The 22,511-nt window shown below is 71.3% G+C and carries 17 protein-coding genes and 1 pseudogene; 10 read left to right on the forward strand and 8 right to left on the reverse strand.

Annotated features, from left to right (window positions below; genetic code table 11):
- Positions 1-58: 58 nt before the first annotated feature.
- The 3 genes from OG352_RS37905 to OG352_RS37915 all read right to left on the reverse strand — a co-directional run bounded on the left by OG352_RS37905 (position 59) and on the right by OG352_RS37915 (position 4,754).
- Entirely contained in the window at positions 59-982 is a 924-nt protein-coding gene (locus OG352_RS37905; protein WP_329223190.1) for a MurR/RpiR family transcriptional regulator, read from the reverse strand.
- A 98-nt stretch (positions 983-1,080) separates the two neighbouring features.
- Complete coding sequence (locus OG352_RS37910; RefSeq protein WP_329223192.1) at positions 1,081-2,745, reverse strand: phospholipid carrier-dependent glycosyltransferase; 1,665 nt, start codon at positions 2,743-2,745, stop codon at positions 1,081-1,083.
- Between the two features lie 92 nt (positions 2,746-2,837).
- Positions 2,838-4,754 (reverse strand): phosphatase PAP2 family protein, encoded by a 1,917-nt coding sequence (locus tag OG352_RS37915; protein ID WP_329223195.1) that lies wholly within the window; start codon positions 4,752-4,754, stop codon positions 2,838-2,840.
- Positions 4,755-5,333: 579 nt separating this feature from the next.
- Here OG352_RS37915 and OG352_RS37920 point away from each other — a divergent pair.
- The 5 genes from OG352_RS37920 (at position 5,334) to OG352_RS37940 (ending at position 11,924) form a co-directional block, all read left to right on the forward strand.
- Positions 5,334-6,467 carry an ROK family protein gene (locus OG352_RS37920; RefSeq protein WP_329223196.1) on the forward strand — a complete coding sequence of 378 codons (1,134 nt, stop codon included), beginning with the start codon at positions 5,334-5,336 and terminating at the stop codon, positions 6,465-6,467.
- A 273-nt stretch (positions 6,468-6,740) separates the two neighbouring features.
- Entirely contained in the window at positions 6,741-8,072 is a 1,332-nt protein-coding gene (locus OG352_RS37925; RefSeq protein ID WP_329223198.1) for an ABC transporter substrate-binding protein, read from the forward strand.
- Between the two features lie 46 nt (positions 8,073-8,118).
- Positions 8,119-9,096, forward strand: coding sequence for a carbohydrate ABC transporter permease (locus OG352_RS37930; RefSeq protein WP_329223199.1), 978 nt, complete (start codon positions 8,119-8,121; stop codon positions 9,094-9,096).
- A gap of 110 nt (positions 9,097-9,206) precedes the next feature.
- Entirely contained in the window at positions 9,207-10,085 is an 879-nt protein-coding gene (locus OG352_RS37935; protein WP_329223200.1) for a carbohydrate ABC transporter permease, read from the forward strand.
- Between the two features lie 6 nt (positions 10,086-10,091).
- Positions 10,092-11,924 (forward strand): hypothetical protein, encoded by a 1,833-nt coding sequence (locus tag OG352_RS37940; RefSeq protein ID WP_329223202.1) that lies wholly within the window; start codon positions 10,092-10,094, stop codon positions 11,922-11,924.
- 3 nt (positions 11,925-11,927) lie between these two features.
- Here the strand turns inward: OG352_RS37940 and OG352_RS37945 are convergent, their stop codons facing one another.
- The gene (locus tag OG352_RS37945; RefSeq protein ID WP_329223204.1) at positions 11,928-12,566 is read right to left on the reverse strand and encodes a nucleoside/nucleotide kinase family protein; all 639 of its coding nucleotides are present in this window, start codon (positions 12,564-12,566) and stop codon (positions 11,928-11,930) included.
- A 194-nt stretch (positions 12,567-12,760) separates the two neighbouring features.
- Here OG352_RS37945 and OG352_RS37950 point away from each other — a divergent pair, with 194 nt between their 5' ends.
- Entirely contained in the window at positions 12,761-13,909 is a 1,149-nt protein-coding gene (locus tag OG352_RS37950; RefSeq protein WP_329223206.1) for a HoxN/HupN/NixA family nickel/cobalt transporter, read from the forward strand.
- 203 nt (positions 13,910-14,112) lie between these two features.
- On the opposite strand, the gene sthA is transcribed toward OG352_RS37950, so the two are convergent.
- Positions 14,113-15,492, reverse strand: coding sequence for a Si-specific NAD(P)(+) transhydrogenase (sthA, locus tag OG352_RS37955; RefSeq protein ID WP_329223208.1), 1,380 nt, complete (start codon positions 15,490-15,492; stop codon positions 14,113-14,115).
- Between the two features lie 257 nt (positions 15,493-15,749).
- Positions 15,750-15,893 (reverse strand): annotated as a pseudogene (locus OG352_RS37960) (PadR family transcriptional regulator); the annotation flags it as partial.
- A gap of 137 nt (positions 15,894-16,030) precedes the next feature.
- Between OG352_RS37960 and OG352_RS37965 the strand changes: the two are divergent.
- The 3 genes from OG352_RS37965 to OG352_RS37975 all read left to right on the forward strand — a co-directional run bounded on the left by OG352_RS37965 (position 16,031) and on the right by OG352_RS37975 (position 18,303).
- Positions 16,031-16,672 (forward strand): HAD family hydrolase, encoded by a 642-nt coding sequence (locus OG352_RS37965; RefSeq protein ID WP_329223210.1) that lies wholly within the window; start codon positions 16,031-16,033, stop codon positions 16,670-16,672.
- A 110-nt stretch (positions 16,673-16,782) separates the two neighbouring features.
- Positions 16,783-17,532, forward strand: a complete 750-nt coding sequence (locus tag OG352_RS37970; RefSeq protein ID WP_329223212.1) for a helix-turn-helix domain-containing protein — start codon at positions 16,783-16,785, stop codon at positions 17,530-17,532.
- Between the two features lie 405 nt (positions 17,533-17,937).
- The gene (locus OG352_RS37975; RefSeq protein ID WP_329223213.1) at positions 17,938-18,303 is read left to right on the forward strand and encodes a DUF6415 family natural product biosynthesis protein; all 366 of its coding nucleotides are present in this window, start codon (positions 17,938-17,940) and stop codon (positions 18,301-18,303) included.
- Between the two features lie 384 nt (positions 18,304-18,687).
- Here OG352_RS37975 and OG352_RS37980 read toward each other — a convergent pair whose 3' ends face one another.
- Positions 18,688-18,894: a hypothetical protein gene (locus OG352_RS37980; RefSeq protein WP_329223214.1), complete on the reverse strand. Its 207-nt coding sequence runs from the start codon at positions 18,892-18,894 to the stop codon at positions 18,688-18,690.
- 270 nt (positions 18,895-19,164) lie between these two features.
- On the opposite strand from OG352_RS37980, the gene OG352_RS37985 reads away from it, so the two are divergent.
- Positions 19,165-21,438, forward strand: coding sequence for an MMPL family transporter (locus OG352_RS37985; protein ID WP_329223215.1), 2,274 nt, complete (start codon positions 19,165-19,167; stop codon positions 21,436-21,438).
- On the opposite strand, the gene OG352_RS37990 is transcribed toward OG352_RS37985, so the two are convergent.
- Positions 21,368-22,498: a PP2C family protein-serine/threonine phosphatase gene (locus tag OG352_RS37990; protein WP_329223217.1), complete on the reverse strand. Its 1,131-nt coding sequence runs from the start codon at positions 22,496-22,498 to the stop codon at positions 21,368-21,370. The two genes, OG352_RS37985 and OG352_RS37990, sit on opposite strands and share 71 nt — an antisense overlap.
- Positions 22,499-22,511 lie beyond the last annotated feature (13 nt).

Raw genomic sequence — 22,511 nt, forward strand, 5'->3', positions numbered from 1 at the left:
GGGGGAGGGGGTGTCTGCTTCGTGGGAGGCGGGGGTCGGTGGGGAGGGCGGGGAGCGGTCACTCGCGCAGGAAGAACTGGTGCTGCTCGGCGATCTGCTCGTACTCCTCCAGCCGGGCCTGGGTGCGCTCGGGACCCGCGTCGATCATGGCCTGGAGCAGCGCCGACGCCATCACCCCGGGGGCCGCGTAGGAGTCGAAGACCAGACGGGAGCCGGTGCCGATGGCGAAGGTCGCGTCGGCCTCGTCGGCCATCGGTCCCAGCGCCAGGTCGGTGATCAGCGCGACCTTGAGACCGGCGCTGCGCGCGACCCGTACGGCGGTGAGGGTCTCCTGCGCGTGCCGGGGCATCGAGAACGCCAGCACCCAGGTGCCGCCGGCCTCCCGGGACTGGAGCAGCGCGTCGTAGGCGACGCTGCCGCCCTGGGTCACCAGCCGGACGTCCGGGTGGACCCGGCGGGCGGCGTAGGCGAAGTACTCGGCGAGCGAGGCGGAGATCCGCAGGCCCACGATGGTCAGCGGCGTCGACTGCGACAGCTTGCGGCCGACGTCGATGACCTGGTCCGGGTCGGCGAAGTCGCGCCGCAGGTTCTCCAGGTTCTCGATCTCGGCGTCGACCGCGGCCTGCAGCTCGTTGCTCCGGTTCACCTCGGCCGCCGCAGGACCGCCGGCCAGGGCGCCCAGCGTGATCGACTGGAGGCTCTCCCGCAGCGCGGGATACCCGCTGAAGCCGACCGCCGCGGCGAACCGGGTCACCGAGGGCTGGCTCACCCCGACGCGGTCCGCGAGGTCGGTGATCGACAGGAACGCCGCCTCGTTGATGTGCTCGATCAGATACTGGGCGATGCGCCGTTGGCCAGGGGACAGATGGGGGCCGTCGAAGAGCGCCCGGAGCCGGGTGGTCGGGGACACCTCCGTCTCCGGACCGGTTCTGCCCGAGGTGATCGCGGACGCCTGTGCACGTGCCTGTTGTGGCGATGGCACCTGTGCGCCTCCTTTGTCTTCCACGAAACTCAACATAACTCAGGGCTTCCGGCGGTCAGGGAGGGCGAACACGCCCGTCCCTGACCGGTGACCGCGGCTCATCGCCGGTACAGGGTGATCGAGTGTCCGACCTCGTCGACCGTTCGGCTGGAGCGCAGCAGTAACGCCAGCCGGCCCTTCGCCTTGGCGACGGCGGAGTCCGACACGGCCAGCAGTCCGTGCACCTGACGCGCGGGCACCCGGCGCGGATCGGCGGCCCTGATGCCGTAGTAGCCGGGCACCCCGCTGCCCTTGTACACGAGCCACGCCCGCTGGCCCCGGTAGCGGCTGTGCAGCCGGTCGGCCAGCCGCCCCAGGTCCTGGCCCCAGTCCACGTTGGAGTCGTGCAGCCGCAGATGGGTCTTCGCCGGGCCGCCGAACGCCTCGTTGGAGTACGGCAGGTAGTAGGGGAACGTCCGCAGCGAGCTGACGGCGACGAACGCCACCAGCAGCGCCGCCGCCACCCGGGTCCACCGCAGGCGCACGGTCAGGACACAACCGGCGGCCACGGCCAGGAACATCGGCAGGAAGACGGCGTACCGGGTGCCCAGGTCCCGGGACCCGGTCATGGCCGAGGCCAGCAGGACGGCGGCCGGGACGAGCACGTACGGCGCCGCGGGCCGCAGCCGGCGCACCGCGATCATCGCGACCGCCCCGGCCGTCCACAGGGCGAGCATGCCGAGCGGGGTCTTCACGACCAGCGCGACCGGCAGGTAGTACCACCGCGAGCCGGAGTACACGTGCCCGAACAGGAAGCCCTGCCACGTCTCGTTCTCCAGACCGAACTGGATCCGCATGCCGTCCCGGTAGGCCTCCGGGAAGGGCATCAGGTGGACGAGGAGCCCGCGCAGGCCGTGCACCACGGGCACATGGGTCGACCGCGGATCCCAGCGCAGCAGCGGATCGACCGTCAGATAGGTGAGCCAGACGACGCCCACGGCGGCCACCGCCACAACTGCCGCCGCCGACAAGGCCTTTCGGAGGTCGCGGGGCCGCAGGGTCCACATCGACAGCGCCGCCAGGACCATCAGCACGGGGACCGCGGGCAGCGTGCTCATCTTCGTGGCGAGGCCCGCGCCCAGCGCGGCCCCCGCGAGCGGCAGGCACAGGCGCGGCCTGCCGAGGCGGGCCCGCCACAGCAGCCACACCGACGTCAGCAGGAAGCCCGCCGCCGGGACGTCCAGCGTCGCCAGCGAGCCGTGCGCGACGACGTCGGGGGAGAAGGCGTACAGGGCGAGCGCCGTCAGCGCGGGGGCGAGGCCGGCCAGGTCACGGGCGAAGGCGAACACCACCAGGCCGAACAGCAGCGTCAGCACGATCACCGGCAGCCTGGCCCACAGCATCAGCCGCCAGGGATCGTTGCCGGACTCGTACAACAGGTGCCGGCCCGCCGCCTGGGCGTCGGTGAACGAGGCGTCGACGTGCGGGTGGGCGAAGACCACGCCGACGGCGACGACGAGCTTGCCGAGCGGCGGGTGCTCCGGGTTGTAGCGCACCCGGTGCTCGTGCAGGTAGTCCGCCGCCGTGGCGACGTACACCGGCTCGTCGATGGTCGGCGTCTGCCGCAGCGCGGACGTGACCATCGCGACGGCCATCTGCGCGAGCAGGGCGACCACCAGGAGCGGCACGAGCCGTCGTCGACGGGCCGACGCCGAGGACCGGGCCTGCCCCGTGTCGGAGGTGGGCCCGGGCTCCAGGGTCGTGTGCAGTTCGCGCGCCATCATCCGCCCTGCGGTGACGCCGGCCGGGCGGTGGCGGGAGCGATCCGGAGCAGCCTCATGGGCCTACTCTGCATCAGCTCCCGCCCCTGCGGGCGTTACCGCTTCAGGAGTCGTACCGACAGACCGTCCGCCGTGTACACGGGTACGGCCCGCAGACGGTCGGAGTTCAGTTCAATACGGTCGAACTGACCGCGCAGCGCCGACGCGTCGATCACCGGGACGGTCGTCCCCGCGGCCGGCGGCTGCTCGGAGTCCAGGCGCAGCGACAGCACCGAGCCCTTCTCCAGCCGGACCCGCCCGGACACGGTGAGGACCGCGCCGTGGTGTCCACGCACCGTCAGATCCAGCACCGCGCCGGACCCCTGGGCCCACGCGCCGCGTACCCGCACCGGCGCGCCCGCGCGCAGCGTGCCGCCGGTCAGCCGCACATCGCCCTGGCCCAGCGCGTTCGCGTGCCCGGCGACGAGCACGCCCGCCTCCAGCACGGTGCCGCCGTGGTAGCGGTTGTGCCCGGTCAGGGTCAGCGTGCCGGAGCCGCGCTTGGTCAGACCGCCGTCGCCCTCGATGTCGTTGCGCCAGGCGTCGGCCGCCTGGAAGCCGCCCTTGGACGCGTCCAGGGTGACCGTGACGTCGGAGTCGAAGGAGCCGTAACCGTCCGCCGCCGCGAACAGGTTGAGCCGGCCCCACTGCTCGAAGCCGTCCAGCAGCACGTACCCGGAGGGCAGCGCGGTCGTGCGCAGCACCTCGCGGCGCTGGGCCGCCGTGAGGTACGGCTGCCGGGTCTCCAGCAGCACCTCGGCGCCCTTGGGCACGGTGAGCGGGTTCTTGCGGCCCTCCTGGTCGAGGATGTACGTCAGCCTGGGCTCGACGGCGCGGGCGTTGGCCTCCCGGTCGGCGTACCTGTCGGAGGCGTCGGAGTGCGCGTGGGCGAACAGGGTGTCGGCCGTGGCGCCGGTCTTCTGGGTGAAGTAGGCCACGGCCTGGGCGCGGGCGGCCGCCTTCAGCTCGGCGTTGGCCGGGTCGGCGAGCGTGGCGGCGGCGAGGGCGGTGGCCATGATGCGGCCGCCGAGGACGTCGACCGGGGAGTGCATGCCGGCGACGATCCGGGTGTGGCTCAGCTCCAGGGCGCGGGTCACCAGCTCCTGGAACCGCTCGGGCACCGCGTACGCGAGCGCCAGCGAGGCCAGGTGGAAGGCGTTGGTGTGACCGCTGGGGAAGCCGCCGTCGTCCGTGGCCGAGGTGCCGCGCTGCCGCAGCAGTTGCGGGACGACGACCACCTTCGACTCGTAGACCGGGTAGCCGAGCGCGTCGGTCTTCCCGGTGGGGACGACCTGGCTGTTCTCGTTCATGCGCCACGGACGCGGGTACTGGAAGGCGGCCTTGCCCGGGTTGCCGGAGGCGAACGGGCCGCGCACGGTGTCGACGAGCGTCGCGACCTGGCCGAGGTCGGAGGTGTGCGAGCCGGCGCCGATCGCGGAGCCGGCGGGCGCGTCGGCGGGCACGGCGTCGTTGATCGTGGTCGCGGGCGTGGCGTCCGGCGCGCTCGTGATCGACGTGACCGCCTTGGCGCCGGTCTTGTACAGGTCCGCCAGGGGACCCAGGCCGCCGATCATCGCGTAGCTCTGGTGCTGGCGGTCGTAGACGAACGCCTCCCTGCCCTGCGCCTGGGTGCGGGAGCGGGTGACGTCGACGCAGTAGCGCACGTTGGCGCGCAGTATGTCGGGCCGCAGCGGGGTGCCGGTGTTCCACGCCGGGCCGGTCTTCCACACCTTCGCGAAGCCGCCGAGGACCCGCACCACGGCGTTGGTCTCGGGCGTGAGGTTCGCCGTGAGGTTCGTCCTGTAGTCGTCGACGAACGTGAGCGGGCCCGCGGCGGCCTTCGCGTCGGCCGCGCCCAGCCAGGAGACCAGTGTCGGGGCGGCGACCAGGGCCGCCGAGCCGCCGAAGGAGACCTTCAGGAAACGCCTTCTGTTGACGGCCGTGGGGGAGCTGAGCCCGGCGGATGACGGCATGGGTGGTGCCTCTCTGGAGTTCTTCGGCCGTGGGGCCGGCGGGAAGAGGTGCGATCACGTGCGGCTCGAGGTTCCGGTGACGACCGGTGAGCCGGATGACGCTTCTGAGCGAAGATCTACGGCCGGGCTGTGTCTCTTCTGCGATGGCCCGGCAACCGGAACATGTCCTGCGGGTGAATGTGCGATCGGCACCTCACGGACATGCCGGTGAACGTGCGACCGGCCCCTCACGGAACCGAACGCGCCACCTCCGGCGCGCCCTTGACCGGCGGCCACGACGGCCACCCCCTTACGCGCGCGTAAGGGGGTGCGAAGGGGGAGTGTCCTGCACGGATCGGATCCTCTTTCGTCGGCGCGCTGAAGCCTGCGACGGCGGGCGAGACCGTGACCACGGGAAACGTGACTCGGTGGACTAGGGAAGCCCCGGGACGGGCCTCTGGCGAAGCACGGCAGGCGAGTACCGTGAAGTTCGTTAGGAAGTTAACTAACGAAGTACAGTGCGTCAAGAGTCATCGCGCACCCGACCATTCGGCGGGCGAGCGCCCCTGTACCCGTGTGGGGGAATCTGTGGAACTCGACGTGGCTGCGGCCCCCCGCCTGACCGAGAGCGCGAACACCGTCTTCACCGTGCTGGCCCGCGCGGGCAGCGCGACCCGGCCGCAGCTCGCGAGCCTGGCGGGGCTGTCCAAGCCGACGGTGTCCTCCGCCGTGGCGGAACTGGAGGGCGCCCGGCTCGCCGCGCACTCCGGCACCGCCTCCAGCGGCACCGGCCGCTCCGCCGCCGTCTACTGCCTCGGGCCGGCCGCCGGCGCCGTACTGGCCGTCGACCTCGGCCCCGCCCTCACCCGGGTCCGGGGCTGCGCCCTGGACGGCGCCCCGCTCGCCGAGGCCACCGCCTCCCGCGAGGACGCCGCCGACGCCGTACGCGAGGCGCTCGCCGCGCTGCCCGCCGGTGTCCCGCTGCGCTCCGTCGTCGTCGCCGTCGGTGACGTCGCCGCGCGGGACCGGCGGGGCAGCGGGATGCGCCCCGCCACCGCCAAGGCGGGGCCGGTCTTCGACGCCATGGCCGTCGCCCTGCCGCCGGGCGTCCCCGTCCACCTGGAGAACAACGTCAACTGCGCCGCGCTCGCGGAACTGCACGAGGGCGCCGCGCGCGGCCGTCACACCTTCGGCTACCTGCGCATCGGCGTGGGCATCGGCCTCGGCATCGTCGTCGGGGGGCAGGTGCTGCGCGGCTCGAACGGCGCCGCCGGAGAGCTGGCCCGGCTGCCCTACCCCTGGGACGACGGCCGCGAGCCGCGCCAGGAGGCGCTGGAGGAGTACATCGGCGCCCGCTCCCTGCTGCGCCGGGCCGGTGCGGCCTGGCAGGCCGCGGACGGCCCGTGCCCCCGCACCACCGAACGGCTCTTCGCCCTCGCCGGGGAGGGCAGGGCCGCCGCCCGCGCCGTCGTAGGCCGGCACGCCGCGGACATCGGCCGGCTCGCCGCCGCCGTCACCGCCGTACTGGACCCGGGCCTGATCGTGCTCGGCGGCAGCACCGGCGCGGATCCGCAGCTCCTGCCCGGTGTGCGGGCCGAACTGGCCCGGCTGAGCTGGCCCACCGAGGTGGTCAGCAGCACCGTCGGCGATTACGGCACTGTTACGGGCGCCGCACGGCTCGCGGTCGCCAGGGGAGTCCAAACCGTGACCCAGACCGCGCGGGCTGAGGATTGACGGCCTCCGACTTGGTCTGCCAATGTCCGGACAAGCGCTTTCTAAGTCGGTCGGGACGCCGGCTCGGGAGGAGCGTCCCGCCCGTGCACGAAGATGTACGGCAGCCACGCGAGGGCGTGCTCGCACGGTGACGGCCCGGAGGCCGGGGACCGCACCCGCAGGGACGACGCGGCCGGGCGAGGCCGCGCCCCCGGAAGGCGCACATCCGAGAACAATGCACCCGTGCCGCAGCGACCGGCCCGGAAATCCGTCACGCACCTCAGGGAGGACCCGGTGGGTCACCAGATCTCGCGCAGAACCCTCTTCCGCACCGCCGGCGGACTGGCCGCCGCCGGCGCGCTCGGCAGCGCGCTCAGCGCCTGCGCCGGCGGGACCGGCGCCGGCAGCACCAGCAGCAAGCTGACCATGACCTGGTGGGGCAGCGACGAGCGCCACGCGGCGTACAAGAAGGCGCTGGCCGCCTTCCAGGAGAAGAACCCGAAGATCGAGATCCTGGAGACGTACTCCGGCTACGACGGGTACTTCGACAAGTTCAACACCAACATCGCCGGCGGCAGCGCCCCCGACCTGCTCCAGATGGACCGTGCGCTGGTCGCCCAGTACGCCCGCAAGGGCGTCCTCACGCCCCTCGACTCCTACGTCGGCAAGTCCCTGGACCTCACCGGCTTCTCCAAGGAACTGCTCGCGGCCGGCACCGTCGACGGCAAGCTGTACGGCGTCCCGTCCGGCATCGGCATCAGCCAGCTCACGGCCAACCGCAGCGGTCTGGAGAAGCTGGGGCTGACCTTCCCGGACCGCGAGTGGACCTGGGCCGATCTGAAGAACCTCTCCGTCGACATCCACAAGAAGAGCGGCGGAAAGATCCACGGCGTCGACGACGGCGGCGGCGGCACCCTGAACGCCTTCGAGATCTTCGCCCGCGAGCACGGCCAGGACCTGTTCACCACGGACGGCAAGAAGCTCGGCTTCACCCCGGAGACCCTCCAGGCATGGTGGGAGTACTGGGCCGAGATGCGCAAGATCAACGCCGCCCCGGCGCCGGCGGTCACCTCCGCCGCGCACAACGACCTCACCAAGAACGCCGTGGTCCTCGGGAAGGCCCTGTTCACCTTCGACTCCGGCGTCTACGGCGCGGGCGGTTCCATCACGGACGCCACCCTCGACTTCCTGCCCACCCCGCAGGGCGACTGGTCCGGCGCGCGCGAGGGCAACTACGTCAACGGCGGTGTGCTGCTCAGCGCCACCAAGGCGAGCAAGCGGGTCGCGGACTCCGTGAAGATCATGTCGTTCATCGCCCAGGATCAGACGGCCATCAAGGACATGATGCTGCAGCGCGGCATCCCGCCGACCGAGAAGGCCCGCTCCGTGATCGCCGGAGCGCTGGACGCCACGGACAAGCGGAACATGGACGTCGCCGACTACCTCTCCAAGCGGGTCACGAAGGCCACGAACGACCTGCCCACTCCGGCGGCCCCGCCGCAGGGCGCCGACCAGATCTGGAACCTGCTGTTCCAGTCCAACCTCGCCATCGCCTTCGGCAAGAAGTCCATCAAGGCGCAGCTCGGCGAGTTCTTCGACCAGGCGGCAGGCATTCTGTCCGCGTAAGGCGCGGAGCACGTAGAGACACCGGGAGAGGGTCAGGAAGATGAGCATGACCACCGCGAAGACCGACGAGGTCGCGAAGGGGACGCCGGCCCCGGCGACCCCGTCCGACCAGCGGGAGCGCGACCGTATGCGGCGCCGCCTCGCCCGACGGCGGGGCGGCGGCTGGTGGCCGTACGTCTTCCTGGCCCCCTGGTTCGTCGGCCTGTTCGGCCTGACGATCTACCCGATGCTCGACTCGCTGTACCTGTCGTTCACCGACTTCGACCTGCTGACGCCCGCGCAGTGGGTCGGCACCAAGAACTACGAGCGGATGTTCACCGCCGACCCGGTCTTCTGGGACACGGTGCACGCCACGCTCCTGTACGTCGCCGTCTCCGTCCCGCTGAAGCTCGCGCTGGCGCTCGGCGTGGCGATGCTGCTCAACCGGGACCTGAAGGGCATCGGCCTCTACCGGGCCGCCTTCTACCTGCCCTCGCTGCTCGGCGGGGCGGTGGCCGTCGCCATCGTGTGGCGCCAGGTCTTCGGCGGCGACGGTCTGTTCAACGACTTCCTCGGCTGGTTCGGCATCGAGGGCCAGGACTGGATCTCCAGCCCAGACACCGCGATCTACACCCTGATCCTGCTGGCCGTCTGGCAGTTCGGCACCCCGATGGTCATCTTCCTCGCCGGCCTGAAGCAACTGCCCAGGGACGTGTACGAGGCGGCCGAGATCGACGGCGCCGGGCCGGTCACCCGCTTCTTCCGGATCACCCTGCCGCTGCTGACGCCGATCGTCTTCTTCAACGTCGTGCTGCAGATCATCGACGCGTTCAAGACGTTCACGCCCGCCTTCGTCGTCAGCAACGGCACCGGCGGACCGCTCAACTCGACGATGCTGTACTCCCTCTACCTGTACAAGAAGGGCTTCGCCGACCTCCAGATGGGATACGCCTCGGCCATGGCCTGGGTGCTGTTCCTGGTCATCGCGGGCTTCACGGCGGTCAACTTCATCGCCAGCCGTTACTGGGTCCACTACGACGACTGACGACCGACGTCCGACGATCGACGACTGACGACTGACGACTGACGACTGACGACTGACGATCGACGACTGACGACTGACGACCGAAGTCCGAGCGAGGAGTCCTTCCCACCATGTCCGCCATCACCCCGAACGCGTCGCCGTTGCGGAAGCTCCGCTCGGCCACCGGCGCCCGCCGCATCTTCCTCCACACCCTGCTCATCGGCGTGGCGGTCGTCATGCTCTACCCGCTGCTGTGGATGCTCAGCAGCTCGATCAAGCCCGACACGGAGATCTTCACCCACCCCGGGCTGATCCCGAACAAGCTCAACCCGCAGAACTACGCCGACGGCTGGAGCGGCTCCGGCAACTCCTTCTCGCTGTACATCACCAACTCGCTGATCGTCACGATCGGCGCGGTGATCGGCAACGTGATCTCCTGCTCGCTGGCCGCCTACGCCTTCGCGCGCTTCGAGTTCCGGGGCAAGAAGATCTGGTTCGGCCTGATGCTCGGCACGCTGATGCTGCCCACGCAGGCCGTCCTCATCCCGCAGTACACGATCTTCTACAACCTGACCTGGATCAACACCTATCTGCCGCTGATCGTGCCGAAGTTCCTCGCGGTGGACGCCTTCTTCATCTTCCTGATGGTCCAGTTCATCCGCTCCATCCCGCGCGAGCTCGACCACGCGGCCATGATGGACGGCGCCAACCCCTGGCAGATCTACTGGAAGATCATCCTGCCGCTGATGAAGCCGGCCCTGGTCACCACCACCATCTTCACCTTCATCTGGACGTACGACGACTTCCTGCACCAGCTCGTCTACCTCCAGCAGAACGACAAGTTCACCGTCCCCCTCGGCCTGACCCTCTTCATGGACCAGACCAGCGGCTCCTCCTACGGCCCGATGTTCGCCATGTCGACACTCGCCCTCCTGCCGACGCTGATCTGCTTCCTCATCTTCCAGAAGAGGCTGGTCGAAGGCCTGGCGACGTCCGGCATGAAGGGCTGATCCCGGGTGCACCTCCTCCACCAGCGCGGCCCGCTGCACGACCTGCCCGACACCCCGCAGGCGTACGACGCCGTCCTCGCCGACGTCACCGAGCAGGCCCTGCGGCGGCTGACGCCGGACGGAAACCTCGAACACCCCGACTGCGTCGACGACATCGGCGACACCTCCCTCGGCATCACCTCCCTGCTGGCCCTGGCCTGGCAGCGCGCCAAGGACCCGCGCCTGCCGGACGCGGTGCGCCGCAGCCTCGCCTTCCACCTGCGGGAGCGGGTCTACCGGGACGACAACCCCGGCTACCCCAACCTGCGGGTACGCGACTCGGGCCTGCCGTACGCCCGTTACACCCTGGCGCCCGGCGCCCACCCGATCGGCGACTGGCCGAGCACGGTGTGGGCGCTGCTCCAGGCGGTGAACGTCCTCGACGCGGCGGACGGTCTGGTCGACGACGGCCCGCGCACCGAACTGCTGGACGTGGCGCGCGGCTACTGGAGCTGGCTGACCGAGGCGACCTTCTTCAACCCGCAGGAGGCCGGCAACCAGGCGATCGGCTGCGTCGTGGGCGGCCTGATGCTCGCCCGGCACCTGCCCGCCGCCGACGGAGCCCGGGTGCGCGCCCGCGCACTGGCGCTGTACGCCGACGAGATCCGCGCCCACCGGGTCCGCGACCGGGGCGCCCTGCTGCCCCCCGAGCACGGCGGCGCCTACGACAACAACTACGGCCCGATCTCCCTCTCCTTCCTCGCCCAGGCCCACCGCATCAGCGGGGAACCCGTCTTCGCCGAGGACGGCGACGCCCTCGCCCGCTACATCGACGCCCGCCTCACCGGCGGCGGCTTCGACAACGGCGGCCCCCGCTACAGCGAGCAGCACTCGGCCTTCGAGTCGGTCCTCGGCCTGCGCTACTTCGGCGCCCGCATCGGCTCCGACCTGGGCCGCTACCGGGGCGACAGCCGCTGGGCCCGGCACGCGGTGAAGGCGGACGGCGAGGTCGACGGACACTTCGCGTGGATGCTCGTCTGGCAGACCCAGGACACCACGCCCTGGCACCGCGAGCCGTCCCCGGCCGCCGCCCGCCACCAACTGCGGGCCGGCACGGTCTCGGTGGCCTTCGACGACCGGATGACCCCGGCGGTGATCGAGGCGGCCGGCACCTACTACCTGCCCGCCGCAGTCCACCGCCAGCACGGCTTCGGCCCCGTCACCGACGGCTTCCTGCTGTGCCGCCCCATGGGCGAGGTCCGGGTGCGCGACGCCCGCGCCGACGGCCTGACCGCCAAGCTGGTCACCAAGCCGGTCGTCGGCCGCGACCACGTCCTGCGCCGCGTCCGCTCCCTGTACGTCACCGACGGCACCACCCTGTGGACGACCGTCGCCGTGGAACGCCTCCCGGGCACGCCGTACCTGCTGGCCGGCCTGCCGTACGCCGAGGACGACGGCGACCGGGTCCGGCGTACGGCGCACGCGGCCGTCTCCTCGGCGGGCGCCCTGCGCCTCACGCACCCGGCCGCGCAGGGCGCCGAGCACTTCGACGCCCGCGCCGAACTCACCCAGGAACAGGCCGCGTTCGCCCTCGCCGCCGACCCGCGCGGCTACGGCGACCCCGACGAGGGCTGGCGCCACCTGGTCAGCTCGACGGCCCTGGAGGCGGACCCGGTCCCGGACGCGCCGAAGGACCTGCACGTGTTCGCGGTGCGGTACGGCACCGAGGAGCCGCTCACCGTGTCGGTGGAGCGGGGCACGGCGGGACTGACCGTGCGGACGGACGCGTTCACGGCCGTCCTCGGCGGCGAAGACGCCCACGGCGAACCGGAGTTGGCGCTGCGCGCGGCAGGCCGCTGACGGTCACCCCGGGCGGACCACCAGGTCCGCCCGGTCCCGCGTGGCCGCCACCAGTTCGGCGTTGCGCTGGTCGGTGCGCAGGACCCACGCCACCGCCTCCTCGTGCGTCTTGCCGAACTCCTCGTGCCGGGCGACCAGTCGACGGACGCGCTCGTCCTCCTCCAACTCGCAGAACCACACCGCGTCCAGCGCGGCCCGCACCCGCGTCCACGCGCCCGTGCCCAGCAGGAGGTAGTTGCCCTCCGTCACGATCAGCCGGGCCGTCGGCGGCACCGGCAGCGCGCCGGCGATCGGCTGCTCCAGGACCCGTTCGAAGCCAGGCGCGTACACGACGCCGTCGCCGTCGCTCTCCTCGCGCAGCCGCCGCAGCAGGGCCGCGTACCCGGCCGCGTCGAACGTGTCGGGCGCGCCCTTGCGGCCCCGGCGGCCGAGCCGGTCCAGTTCGACGTCGGCGAGATGGAAACCGTCCATCGGGACGTGCGCGACCCAGGGCTCCCCGGCGCCGTTCAACTCCCGCACCAGGCGCTCGGCGAGGGTCGTCTTGCCCGCGCCGGGGCTGCCGGCGATACCGAGGAGCGCGCGCCGGCGGCCGTCCCCGGCGAGGGAACGGGCCCGTTCGAGCAGGTCGTCGAAAGTGAGCACACGGACGAGTGTCGCAGTCTCCTCGAAGGAGACCCGCAAGGAGAGAAGGACGCCCGTACCCGACCTCACGGTTTCCCTTCTCATGGTCAAGATCTGCCGGACCCTTTACTGCACATGATGTGCAGGTGCTGGAGGATGGCATGAGGTCGCCGCCCGTGGCGTCCGCCCTCCGGAACCGACGAAAGACCTCCCCGATGACGACGGCGACGACCGCCCCGCACCGCGTCCGTACCTCCCTGACGCGGCAGGAGTGGACCCGCCTCGGCGGGATGGCCGCGTTCATCCTCGCGCTGCACGTGATCGGCTGGTTCACCCTCGTCGCGATCGTCGCGCCCGAGCACCACACCGTGGGCGAGAAGTCCTTCGGCATCGGCATCGGCGTCACCGCCTACACCCTCGGCATGCGGCACGCCTTCGACGCCGACCACATCGCCGCCATCGACAACACCACCCGCAAGCTGATGGGCGAGGGGCAGCGGCCGCTGTCGGTCGGGTTCTGGTTCTCGCTCGGCCACTCCAGCGTCGTCTTCGCCCTGGCGTTCCTGCTGTCCGTCGGCGTCAAGGCGCTGGCCGGCCCGGTCAGCGAGGACGGCTCGCGGCTGCACGACGTCACCGGCCTGATCGGCACGACCGTCTCCGGCACCTTCCTCTACGTCATCGCCGCCCTCAACCTCGTCGTCCTCGGCGGCATCTGGAAGGTGTTCCGCCGGATGCGGTCCGGCGAGTTCGACGAAGCCGCGCTGGAGGAGCAGCTGAACAGCCGCGGGCTGATGAACCGGCTGCTCGGCCGGGTCACGAAGGCCGTCTCCAAGTCGTGGCACATGTACCCGCTGGGGCTGCTGTTCGGCCTCGGGTTCGACACCGCGACCGAGGTGGCCCTGCTCGTCCTCGCCGGCTCCGGCGCGGCCTCCGGGCTGCCCTGGTACGCGATCCTGTGCCTGCCGGTCCTCTTCGCGGCCGGCATGTCGCTGCTCGACACCATCGACGGCTCGTTCATGAACTTCGCCTACGGCTGGGCCTTCTCGCAGCCGGTGCGCAAGGTCTACTACAACCTCACCGTCACCGGCCTGTCCGTGGCCGTCGCCCTGGTCATCGGCACCGTCGAACTCCTCGGCCTGCTGGCGGACCGACTCGGCCTGCACGGCCCGTTCTGGGACCGGATCGCCGGTATCGACCTCAACACCCTGGGCTTCGTCGTCGTCGGCCTGTTCTTCGCCGCGTGGGCCATCGCCCTGGTGGTGTGGAAGGTGTGCCGGGTCGAGGAGAAGTGGACGACGGGCACGGCGACGGCACTGACGGAGACCGGCCTCACCCCGACCGAGGCGGAATCCCGGACGACTTGACGCGTGGGTGCCCCGCGGGGTCCGACGCTGTTGGCGAATCCACGGGCGGCCGGGTACCAGTTCCGCGAATGTGACGCCCCGGGTAGGAAGTGTCACATTCGCGGCCGACAGGACCCCGGGTCTCCGGCACGGGCTCACCGTGGCCCGGATCGCCCAGGCGGAATGCGCCAACAGCATCCGGGGTCCGTGGGTGCCCCGCGGGGTCAGTCGCCGATGCGGTCCAGTTCGCGCAGGCGGTTGGTGGCGTCGAGGGCGGCGACCTTGTACGACTCCGCCAGCGTCGGGTAGTTGAACACCGCGTTGACCAGGTAGTCGACGGTGCCGCCACAGCCCATCACCGACTGGCCGATGTGGATCAGCTCGGTCGCTCCGGTGCCGAAGCAGTGCACGCCGAGCAGCGTCCGGTCCCGGGGCGAGACCAGCAGCTTCAGCATGCCGTGCGCGTCGCCGATGATCTGCCCGCGCGCCAGTTCGCGATAGCGGGCGACGCCCACCTCGAACGGCACCCGCTCCTCGGTGAGCTGGTCCTCCGTCCGCCCCACGAAACTGATCTCCGGGATGGTGTAGATGCCGATCGGCTGGAGGTCGTGCATCTGCCCGACGGGCTCGCCGCAGGCGTGGTACGCGGCTGCCCGGCCCTGCTCCATCGCGGTCGCGGCGAGCGCCGGGAAACCGATGACGTCGCCGACGGCGTAGATGTGCCCGGCCGGCGTGCGGTAGTGCCGGTCCGCCGCCAACCCGGCCTTGTCCAGGTCGAGTTCGTCGGTCAGGCCCTGTCGGCCCGCCGAGTACATGACCGCGTCCGCCGGGATCTTCTTGCCGCTCTCCAGCACGGTCAGGGTGCCGCGCGGATGCCGTTCCACGGCGGCGACGGTCTCCCCGAACCGGAAGGCCACCGCCAGGTCCCGCAGGTGGTACCTGAGCGACTCGATGACCTCGACGTCGCACATGTCGAGCATCCCGGCCCGCTTCTCCACCACGGTGACCTTGCTGCCGAGCGCGGCGAACATACTGGCGTATTCCATACCTATGACACCCGCGCCGACGATCACCATCGACTGCGGCACCCGCTCGATCGTCAGCACGTTGTCGGAGTCGAGGATGGTCCGCCCGTCGAACTCCACGCTGTCCGGCCGGGCCGGCCGCGTCCCGGTGGCGATCACGATGTGCTCGGCGCTGATCAGCCGCTCCTGCCCGGTGACCTCCCGCAGGGCGATCGTGTGGTCGTCGACGAACCGGCCGGTGCCGGCGAACAGGGTGACGTGGTTGCGGGTCAACTGGCTGCGGATGACGTCGATCTCCCGCCCGACGACATGCTCGGTCCGGGCCGTCAGGTCGGCGACGGTGATGTTCTCCTTGAGCCGGTAGCTCTGTCCGTACAGGTCGCGCTGGGTGAGACCGGTGAGGTAGAGCACCGCCTCGCGCAGCGTCTTGGAGGGAATGGTGCCGGTGTGGAGGGAGACCCCGCCGACCATGTCGGGGCGGTCGACCACGGCCACGCGGCGGCCCAGTTTGGCCGCCGCGATGGCAGCCTTCTGACCGCCGGGACCTGATCCGAGGACGAGCATGTCGAAGTCGGGCACCCTCCGCAGTCTGGCAGTGCGAGGCGCTGCCGCGAAAGGGTGTGGTCAGGGCAGCAGTTTCTCGATCGCGCCGGGGCCCTCCTCGGCGAGCTTGCGGCGGGCCCACTCGAGGTTGCGGGGAGTGACGGGAAGGACGGCACGGATGGGACCGACGGCCGCGACGGACAGACTTGCCCGCAGGCTGCGCCACCCGCCAACCCCAGCCCGAATCGGCGGGCCTGGCGTGCTGTCAGCGCCTCGGACGCCAGTCGGCGTCCTGTGCCGGTGAGTTCGTAGAAGCGACGTGCGGGCCGACCGGGGTGAGGGCCGGTCTCTTCGTGGCTGGTGACCCATCCGCGCTCAGCGAGTCGGTCCAGGATGGGGTAGACGGTACCGGGGCCGAGGTCGGCCTCGCGGCAGATGCCGAGGCTCCGAGCCGGGCGTCATCCGTCCAGGAAGCCGAGCTCTGTGTCTGCCCGGCAGTGTGAGCAGGCGGCCACGCCGCTGGCGGGCCACCGCAGCAGAAGGCCTGACCGAGGTCGTGTCGTACTCTCCCAGGGTGATTGAGACCATCGTGCTGGATGTCGGCGAGACGATCACCCGGGAGGACCGTTACTGGGCTTCCTGGGCCGACTGGCTCGGCGTCCCACACCACACCATGTCGGCTCTTGTCGGCGCTGTCGTCGCCCAAGGCCAGGACAACGCTGAAGCCCTCAGGCTCCTGCGGCCGAACATCGACATCGCGGCGGAGTACCACGCTCGCGAGGCTGCCGGCCGCGGTGAGCAGCTCGACGCCGGCGACCTCTATGACGATGTGCGCCCGGCCCTGTCTGCACTGCGCCGGCTTGGCGTGCGAGTGATCATCGCGGGCAATCAGACTGTGAGAGCCGGGGAGCTGTTGCGAGGCCTGGACCTTCCCGCTGATCTCATCGTCACCTCCGCTGACTGGGGGGTGGCCAAGCCCGCTCCGGAGTTCTTTCGACGCGTGCTGGAGGTGGCCCAGGCTGATCCACACGCAACGCTGTACGTCGGCGACCACCCCGCCAACGACGTCTTCCCCGCGAAAGCGGCCGGGCTGAGGGTGGCGCACCTGCGCCGTGGCCCGTGGGGACACCTGTGGGCCGATGATCCCGACGTCACTGAGACGGCGGACTGGCGCGTGGACGACCTCACCCAGCTCATCGCTCTCGTTGGCCGCTGACTGGTGCCAACCGGCCCCACGAACCCCAAGGTTGGTGGGGCCGTCGCCGTGCACGGCGGCGTCTGCGCGCGAGTACGGTTCGGAGTGGACGCACCGAACCTGGAGCCAGTATGCCCGCACACACCCGAGGCGGTGTAGGTGCACGCATCGCCTACTACCGCAGCGTCATGCGCCCCAAGCTGACACAGCAGCAACTGGCCGTCGCCGCATGTCTGTCCGTGGGCGCCATCCGCAAGATCGAGCAGGGCGAGCGCCGGCCTGGCGACGCCACCTTGGAAGCCATCGCGGCAGCGCTCGGTGTGGACCCCTCCCGCCTGCGGTCCGACCGCGACCCCGCACACACGCCGGTCCACGAAAGTCTCCCCGCGCTGTCCGCAGCCCTCGCGGCCTATGACATCCCCGAAGACATCGCCGTCCGGCCCGCGCACGAGCTGCGCCTTGCCGTCGAGGCAGCCGCCCAATGGAGGCTGGCCGCCCAGTACACGCGTATCGTCCGCCAGCTCCCCGTCCTTCTCGGCGAACTCGCCTGCGCCTTCCACCAAGCCCCCGCCCATGGGCGGGCCGAGCTGGCCAAGCTCATGGTGAGCGCGTACCGGTCCGCCGACGCCGTCGCCTACAAGTTCGGAGCCAGAGACCTGTCCGCACGCTTGATCGACCTCATGCGATGGATCGCCCCCGAAGCCGAAGACCCGCTCCTGGCCGCATCCGTCGCGTACGTGCGTACCGAGACGTTCTTCGCCGCGCGAGCCCACGCCCCTGGTCTGCGCGCCCTTGAGCAGGCCATCGACGCCGCGCCTTCGCGGTCCGTGAGGACGCTGCAACCCTCCGACGCCTCAAGCGCGCCGATTCGGAGTCGTTGACCAACTTCGCCGAGTGGTGCTCCGCCACCTGACCTCACTGCCCCAGCTACCCCTCACAGGGGTACTTGTGGCGTTGCTGCACCCCCACCATCTGTTGCACGCGTAGGACTCAGCAGATGGGAGCGGGGATGCCCGACGCGCCTCCGCTCACACCGCAAGTCGTCCAGAGCGACGTGAGCGTCATCCGACTGCATGGGATGGCCTGCTTCGACTGCGGAGCAGTCAACAGACGTCTGCGCGCGGCAGGACAGGTCGTTTTGCGCGGCTGTTCGCTGTCTGGCTCATGCGCACATGCGGATGCCGGCAAGGGGCAGCAGCGCGGACCGCGTCGGGGGCGGCCGGTAAGACCCCGCGGGCCGCGGTAACGGCCCCGGGGAATGGCCAACGCAGCGTAGGAGCGCCGACATGACGAACCGTACAACCCGAGCCCTGGCTGAGACAGGGCTCGTCCTGGCACCTCCGCCCGACATCGCGACGATGCGGGAGACCGTGGGGATCCTGCTGGACCCCGACGCCGTCGCCCTGGGCCTGGCCGGCGCCGAGCTGGGCAAGCTGACGCGGGTCGTGCGCGGGCACCTGGAGCTGCTCGTCCCCGAGGTCGAGCGGGCGGCCGGGAAGCTGGAGCAGGAGGGTGTCCTGCGCTACTGCGCGCTCGAGGACATGCACGCGTGGTGCCGTCAGACGAAGGACGTGCCGCTGCCGCACTCCACGGGCATCCTGCTCGTGCCCCGCTGCCGCTGCTCCTGCCACCGCGCCGGGGGCTGCTCGTGAAGGCGGTCACCGGTCTCCTTCTGTACGTGGCGGCCGTGACTGCCCCGGTCCTCGCCCTGGTGCTGGCGCGGACACCGTCCTGACGCACCCCCATGGCGGCCGTCTCGGGTCAGGGCCGCACCCCGAAACCCCACCGCGGCGAGGACCGCGAGCCTCGTGCGCGGCGGGTTCGCCCGCCTCGTCGGAGGTCCCGGGAGGACTCGATGCTGTTGGCGCATCCACGGGGGGTACCAGTTCCGCGAATGTGACACTTGAGGGGGGATGTGTCACATTCGCGGCCGACAGCATCCCTGGTCCCCGGCACGGACTCACGTGGTCCGGGTCGCCCGGACGGAATTCGCCTCAGCGTCGGACTCCGGCGGGGCGGGCACCACAAGCCTCGGGCTACGGCAGCAGTTTCTCGATCGCGCCGGGGCCCTCCTCGGCGAGCTTGCGGCGGGCCCACTCGAGGTTGCGGGGGGTGAGGTCCCGGCCGGTGACGAGGACCATGTCCTCCGGTGACACCTCTGTGCCGGTGCGGGTGTGGAGCAGGTGGTCCGGGGTGGCGCGGTCCGGGGACGGCCGGGACGCGCCGGGCTGTGACGTCGACATGGGCTGGCTCCTCGGGTCCGGTGGCGGCTACGGCCCGCTGCGCACATCGGGGCTCACAACGGGTCCACTAACACCATTCATCCTGGGCGCGCACCCTGCATCCGGAAGGGGCCGGGCGCGGGCCGGGCGCGGGACGGGCGCCGTGTCCGGAAGGGGCCGCGCACCGGCCGCCGGCCGAGATGCCGGAGTGATCAGGCGGGCGTCTAATGGGCTGTATCGGGGCGTCCGAACCGCTCACGCGGCACACGCGCGGCAGGGAAGGCGCAGCTCATGGAACCCACCAGTGCGGGCGAACCACGACCCGGGGGACTGCGAAGGCTCGGCGCCTGGTGCGCCCGCCACTTCGTGATCGTCATCGTCGCCTGGCTGGTGGCGCTGGTCGCCCTCCAGGTGCTCAACCACTCCTACGGCGGGACCTACGAGGACAACTTCTCGCTGCCGGGCGTGCAGTCCCAGAAGGGGCTGGACGTGCTGAAGAAGCACGATCCGCAGGCCGGCGGCTACGGCAGCCAGATCGTGCTGCACGACGACAAGCAGGCGCTGACCGCGCTGAGCTCGCAGATGTCCACCACCGTCGGTGACCTGCAGAAACTGCCCCATGTGCTGTCCGTCCAGAACCCGCTGTCGCAGACCGCGTCCAAGGTCGGACCCGTCTCCACCGACGGGAAGACCGGTTACATCACGGTCCGCTTCGACGTCCAGCCCTCCACCCTCGGCGACGGCTACCTGGACGGCGTCGACCACGCCGTCCAGCCGCTGCGGGCGGCCGGCGCCGACGTCGAGTACGGCGGACCGCTCGGCGAACTGGCCCGGCCCGCCGCGGACGACCGGATCAGCGAACTCATCGGCTTCGCGGTCGCCATCGTCGTCCTGCTCGTCGGCTTCGGCAGTGTCATCGCCGCCGGACTGCCCCTGCTGACCGCGCTGATCAGCGTCATCGGCGGACTCGCCTGCCTCGGTCTGCTCGCCGCCGCCTTCACCTTCGCGACCGTCTCACCGACCCTCGCGACGATGATCGGCCTGGGCGTCGGCATCGACTACGCCCTGTTCCTGATCACCCGTCACCGGCAGAGCCTCATGGACGGCGCGGATCCGGTGCGGGCCGCCGGGCACGCCACCGCCACCAGCGGGCGCGCCGTCCTCGTCTCCGGCACCACCGTGATCATCGCCCTGGCCGGCCTCTACGCGTCCGGGGTGTCCTTCATCGGCAAACTCGGCGTCGCCGCCGCCGTCACCGTGGTCACCGCGGTCCTCGGCGCGCTCACCCTCGTCCCGGCCTTCCTCGGGCTCATCGGCCGCCGGATGGACCGCTACCACGTGCGCAAGCCCGTCGCCGAGACCGACGCCGCCCCGGGCGCCGTCCCGCACGGCACCTGGCACCGCTACGCACAGCGCGTCGAACACCGGCCCTGGTGGTATCTGGGCGCGGGCGTCGCCGTCATCGCGGTCCTCGCCATCCCCGTCTTCTCGATCCAGCTCGGCCACATCGGCGACGGCGCCGACCCGAAGTCCTTCACCGACCGGCGCGCCTACGACCTGATGACCGACGCCTTCGGCCCCGGCTCCAACGGCCCCCTCACCGTCGTCATCGACCAGACCTCCGTCCCCGCCGACCAGCGCTCCGACCTCTCCGCCCAGGCCCAGAAGACCCTGAACGCGGTGTCCGGCGCGTCCACGGTCACCGCGCTGACGCCCACCCAGGACGGCGACGTCCTGCTCGCCACCGTCTACTCGAAGCAGTCCCCGCAGAGCGCCACCACCACCGACCTGACCAACCGTCTCGTCGACGACACCCTCCCCGACGCGGTGTCCGGCACCGACGCGCACGGATACGTCACCGGCACCACGGCCGCGCAGGTCGACTTCCGGGACATCGTCGCGAGCCGGCTGCCCCTGATCATCGGGGTCGTCGTCGCCCTGGCCTTCCTGATCATCCTCGCCGTCTTCCGCGGCCTCCTCGTCGCGGTCAAGGCCGCCGTCCTCAACGTCCTGTCGATCACGGCCTCCTACGGTGTCGTCGTCGCCGTCTTCCAGTGGGGCTGGGGCGGCCCCGCGCTGGGCGTGGCGGGCAAGGTGCCCATCGAGAGCTATGTGCCGATGATGATGTTCGCGATCATCTTCGGGCTGAGCATGGACTACGAGATCTTCCTGCTCTCCCGCGTCCACGAGGCCTGGCTGCGCACCGGCGACGCCAAGGCCTCAGTCGCCCACGCGCTGGAGATCACCGCCCGGGTCATCACCTGCGCCGCCCTGATCATGGTGAGCGTGTTCGCGGCGTTCATCATCAGCGACAACATCGTCGTCAAGATGCTGGGCCTGGGCCTCGCGGTGAGCGTGCTGATCGACGCGACCGTCGTCCGCCTGCTCATGGTGCCCGCCGTGATGACGCTGCTGGGAAAGCAAGCCTGGTGGACGCCGCACTGGCTGGACCGGATGCTGCCGCACATCGACACGGAGGGGGAGCCGGACTCCCTCAGCGCGTCTGCGGAGGATGCGGATGGTGCGGATGGTGCGGAGGGGCCGGCGCGAGGACGAGCATCGTGACGTCGTCGCGGACGGCCGGGCAGTGGCGCAGGACGTCCGTCCACACGCGGTCGGCCGTCGTCGCCAGGTCGCCGTCGGAGCCGGCGTCGGCGGCGAGCGCGGGCAGCCGGTCGAGGAGGGGGTAGAAGTCGCCGGAGGCGTCCCTGGCCTCCGAGACGCCGTCGGAGGCCAGGAAGAGGCGGTCGCCGGGGCGCAGCGGCAGGACGTGGGCGGTGAGCGGGGCGCCCTCCAGGAGGCCGAGCCCCAGGGGCGTCCACGGGACGACGTCCACCTCGGTGGCCGTGCCGTCGCGCAGCAGCACCGGCGGCGGATGCCCGCACACGACGATGCGGACGGCGTCCGCGCCCGGGGTGAACTCCAGCAGGACGGCCGTCGCGAACAGCTCGGCGTGCGCGTCCCGCGCCGAGTCCACCACCAGCCGCCGGTCGAGACGGGCGGCCACCGCCTCCAGGGCCGGCTGGTCGAGCACCGCCTCCCGGAACGCGCCCAGCAGCGAGGCCACCGTCGCCACCGCCGCCAGCCCGTGCCCCTGCACATCGCCCAGCACCGCCCGCACCCCGTGGGCGCTCGTGCGTACGTCGAAGAAGTCGCCGCCGACCAGTGTCCCGGCCTGCGCCGCCCGGTACAGACCCGCGCAGCGCACCGGGCCGACCCGCTCGGGCACCGGCGGCACCAGGGCGTTCTGGGCGGCCTCGGCGATCGTGCGCTCGAGGTCGAGCTGTACGTCCCGGCGGCTGCGCACGAACGACACGAACACGCTGAGCACGGCGACGAAAACCGTCGTCAACAGGTCGGCCTCGCCCGGCTGGTCGAGCCGGAACGCGGGCACGTTCAGCATCACGACCACGGCCGCGCCGAGCACTCCGGTCGCCACGGGACCGTACGACAGCACGGCGAGCGGCGGGATGGCGCCCAGCAGGAAGCCGATGGCGAGCGGCTTGCTGCTGATCTGGGTGGCCACGCACACGCCCGCGATCAGCGCCAGCGGCAGCGCCCGCACCCAGCGGGGCGGCGGCGCGCCCCGCAGCCAGCCCCGCCGCTCGCCCTCCGGTCGTCTCACATGCCCACGCTCC

The organism is Streptomyces sp. NBC_01485, assembly GCF_036227125.1.
Taxonomy (GTDB): Bacteria; Actinomycetota; Actinomycetes; order Streptomycetales; family Streptomycetaceae; genus Streptomyces.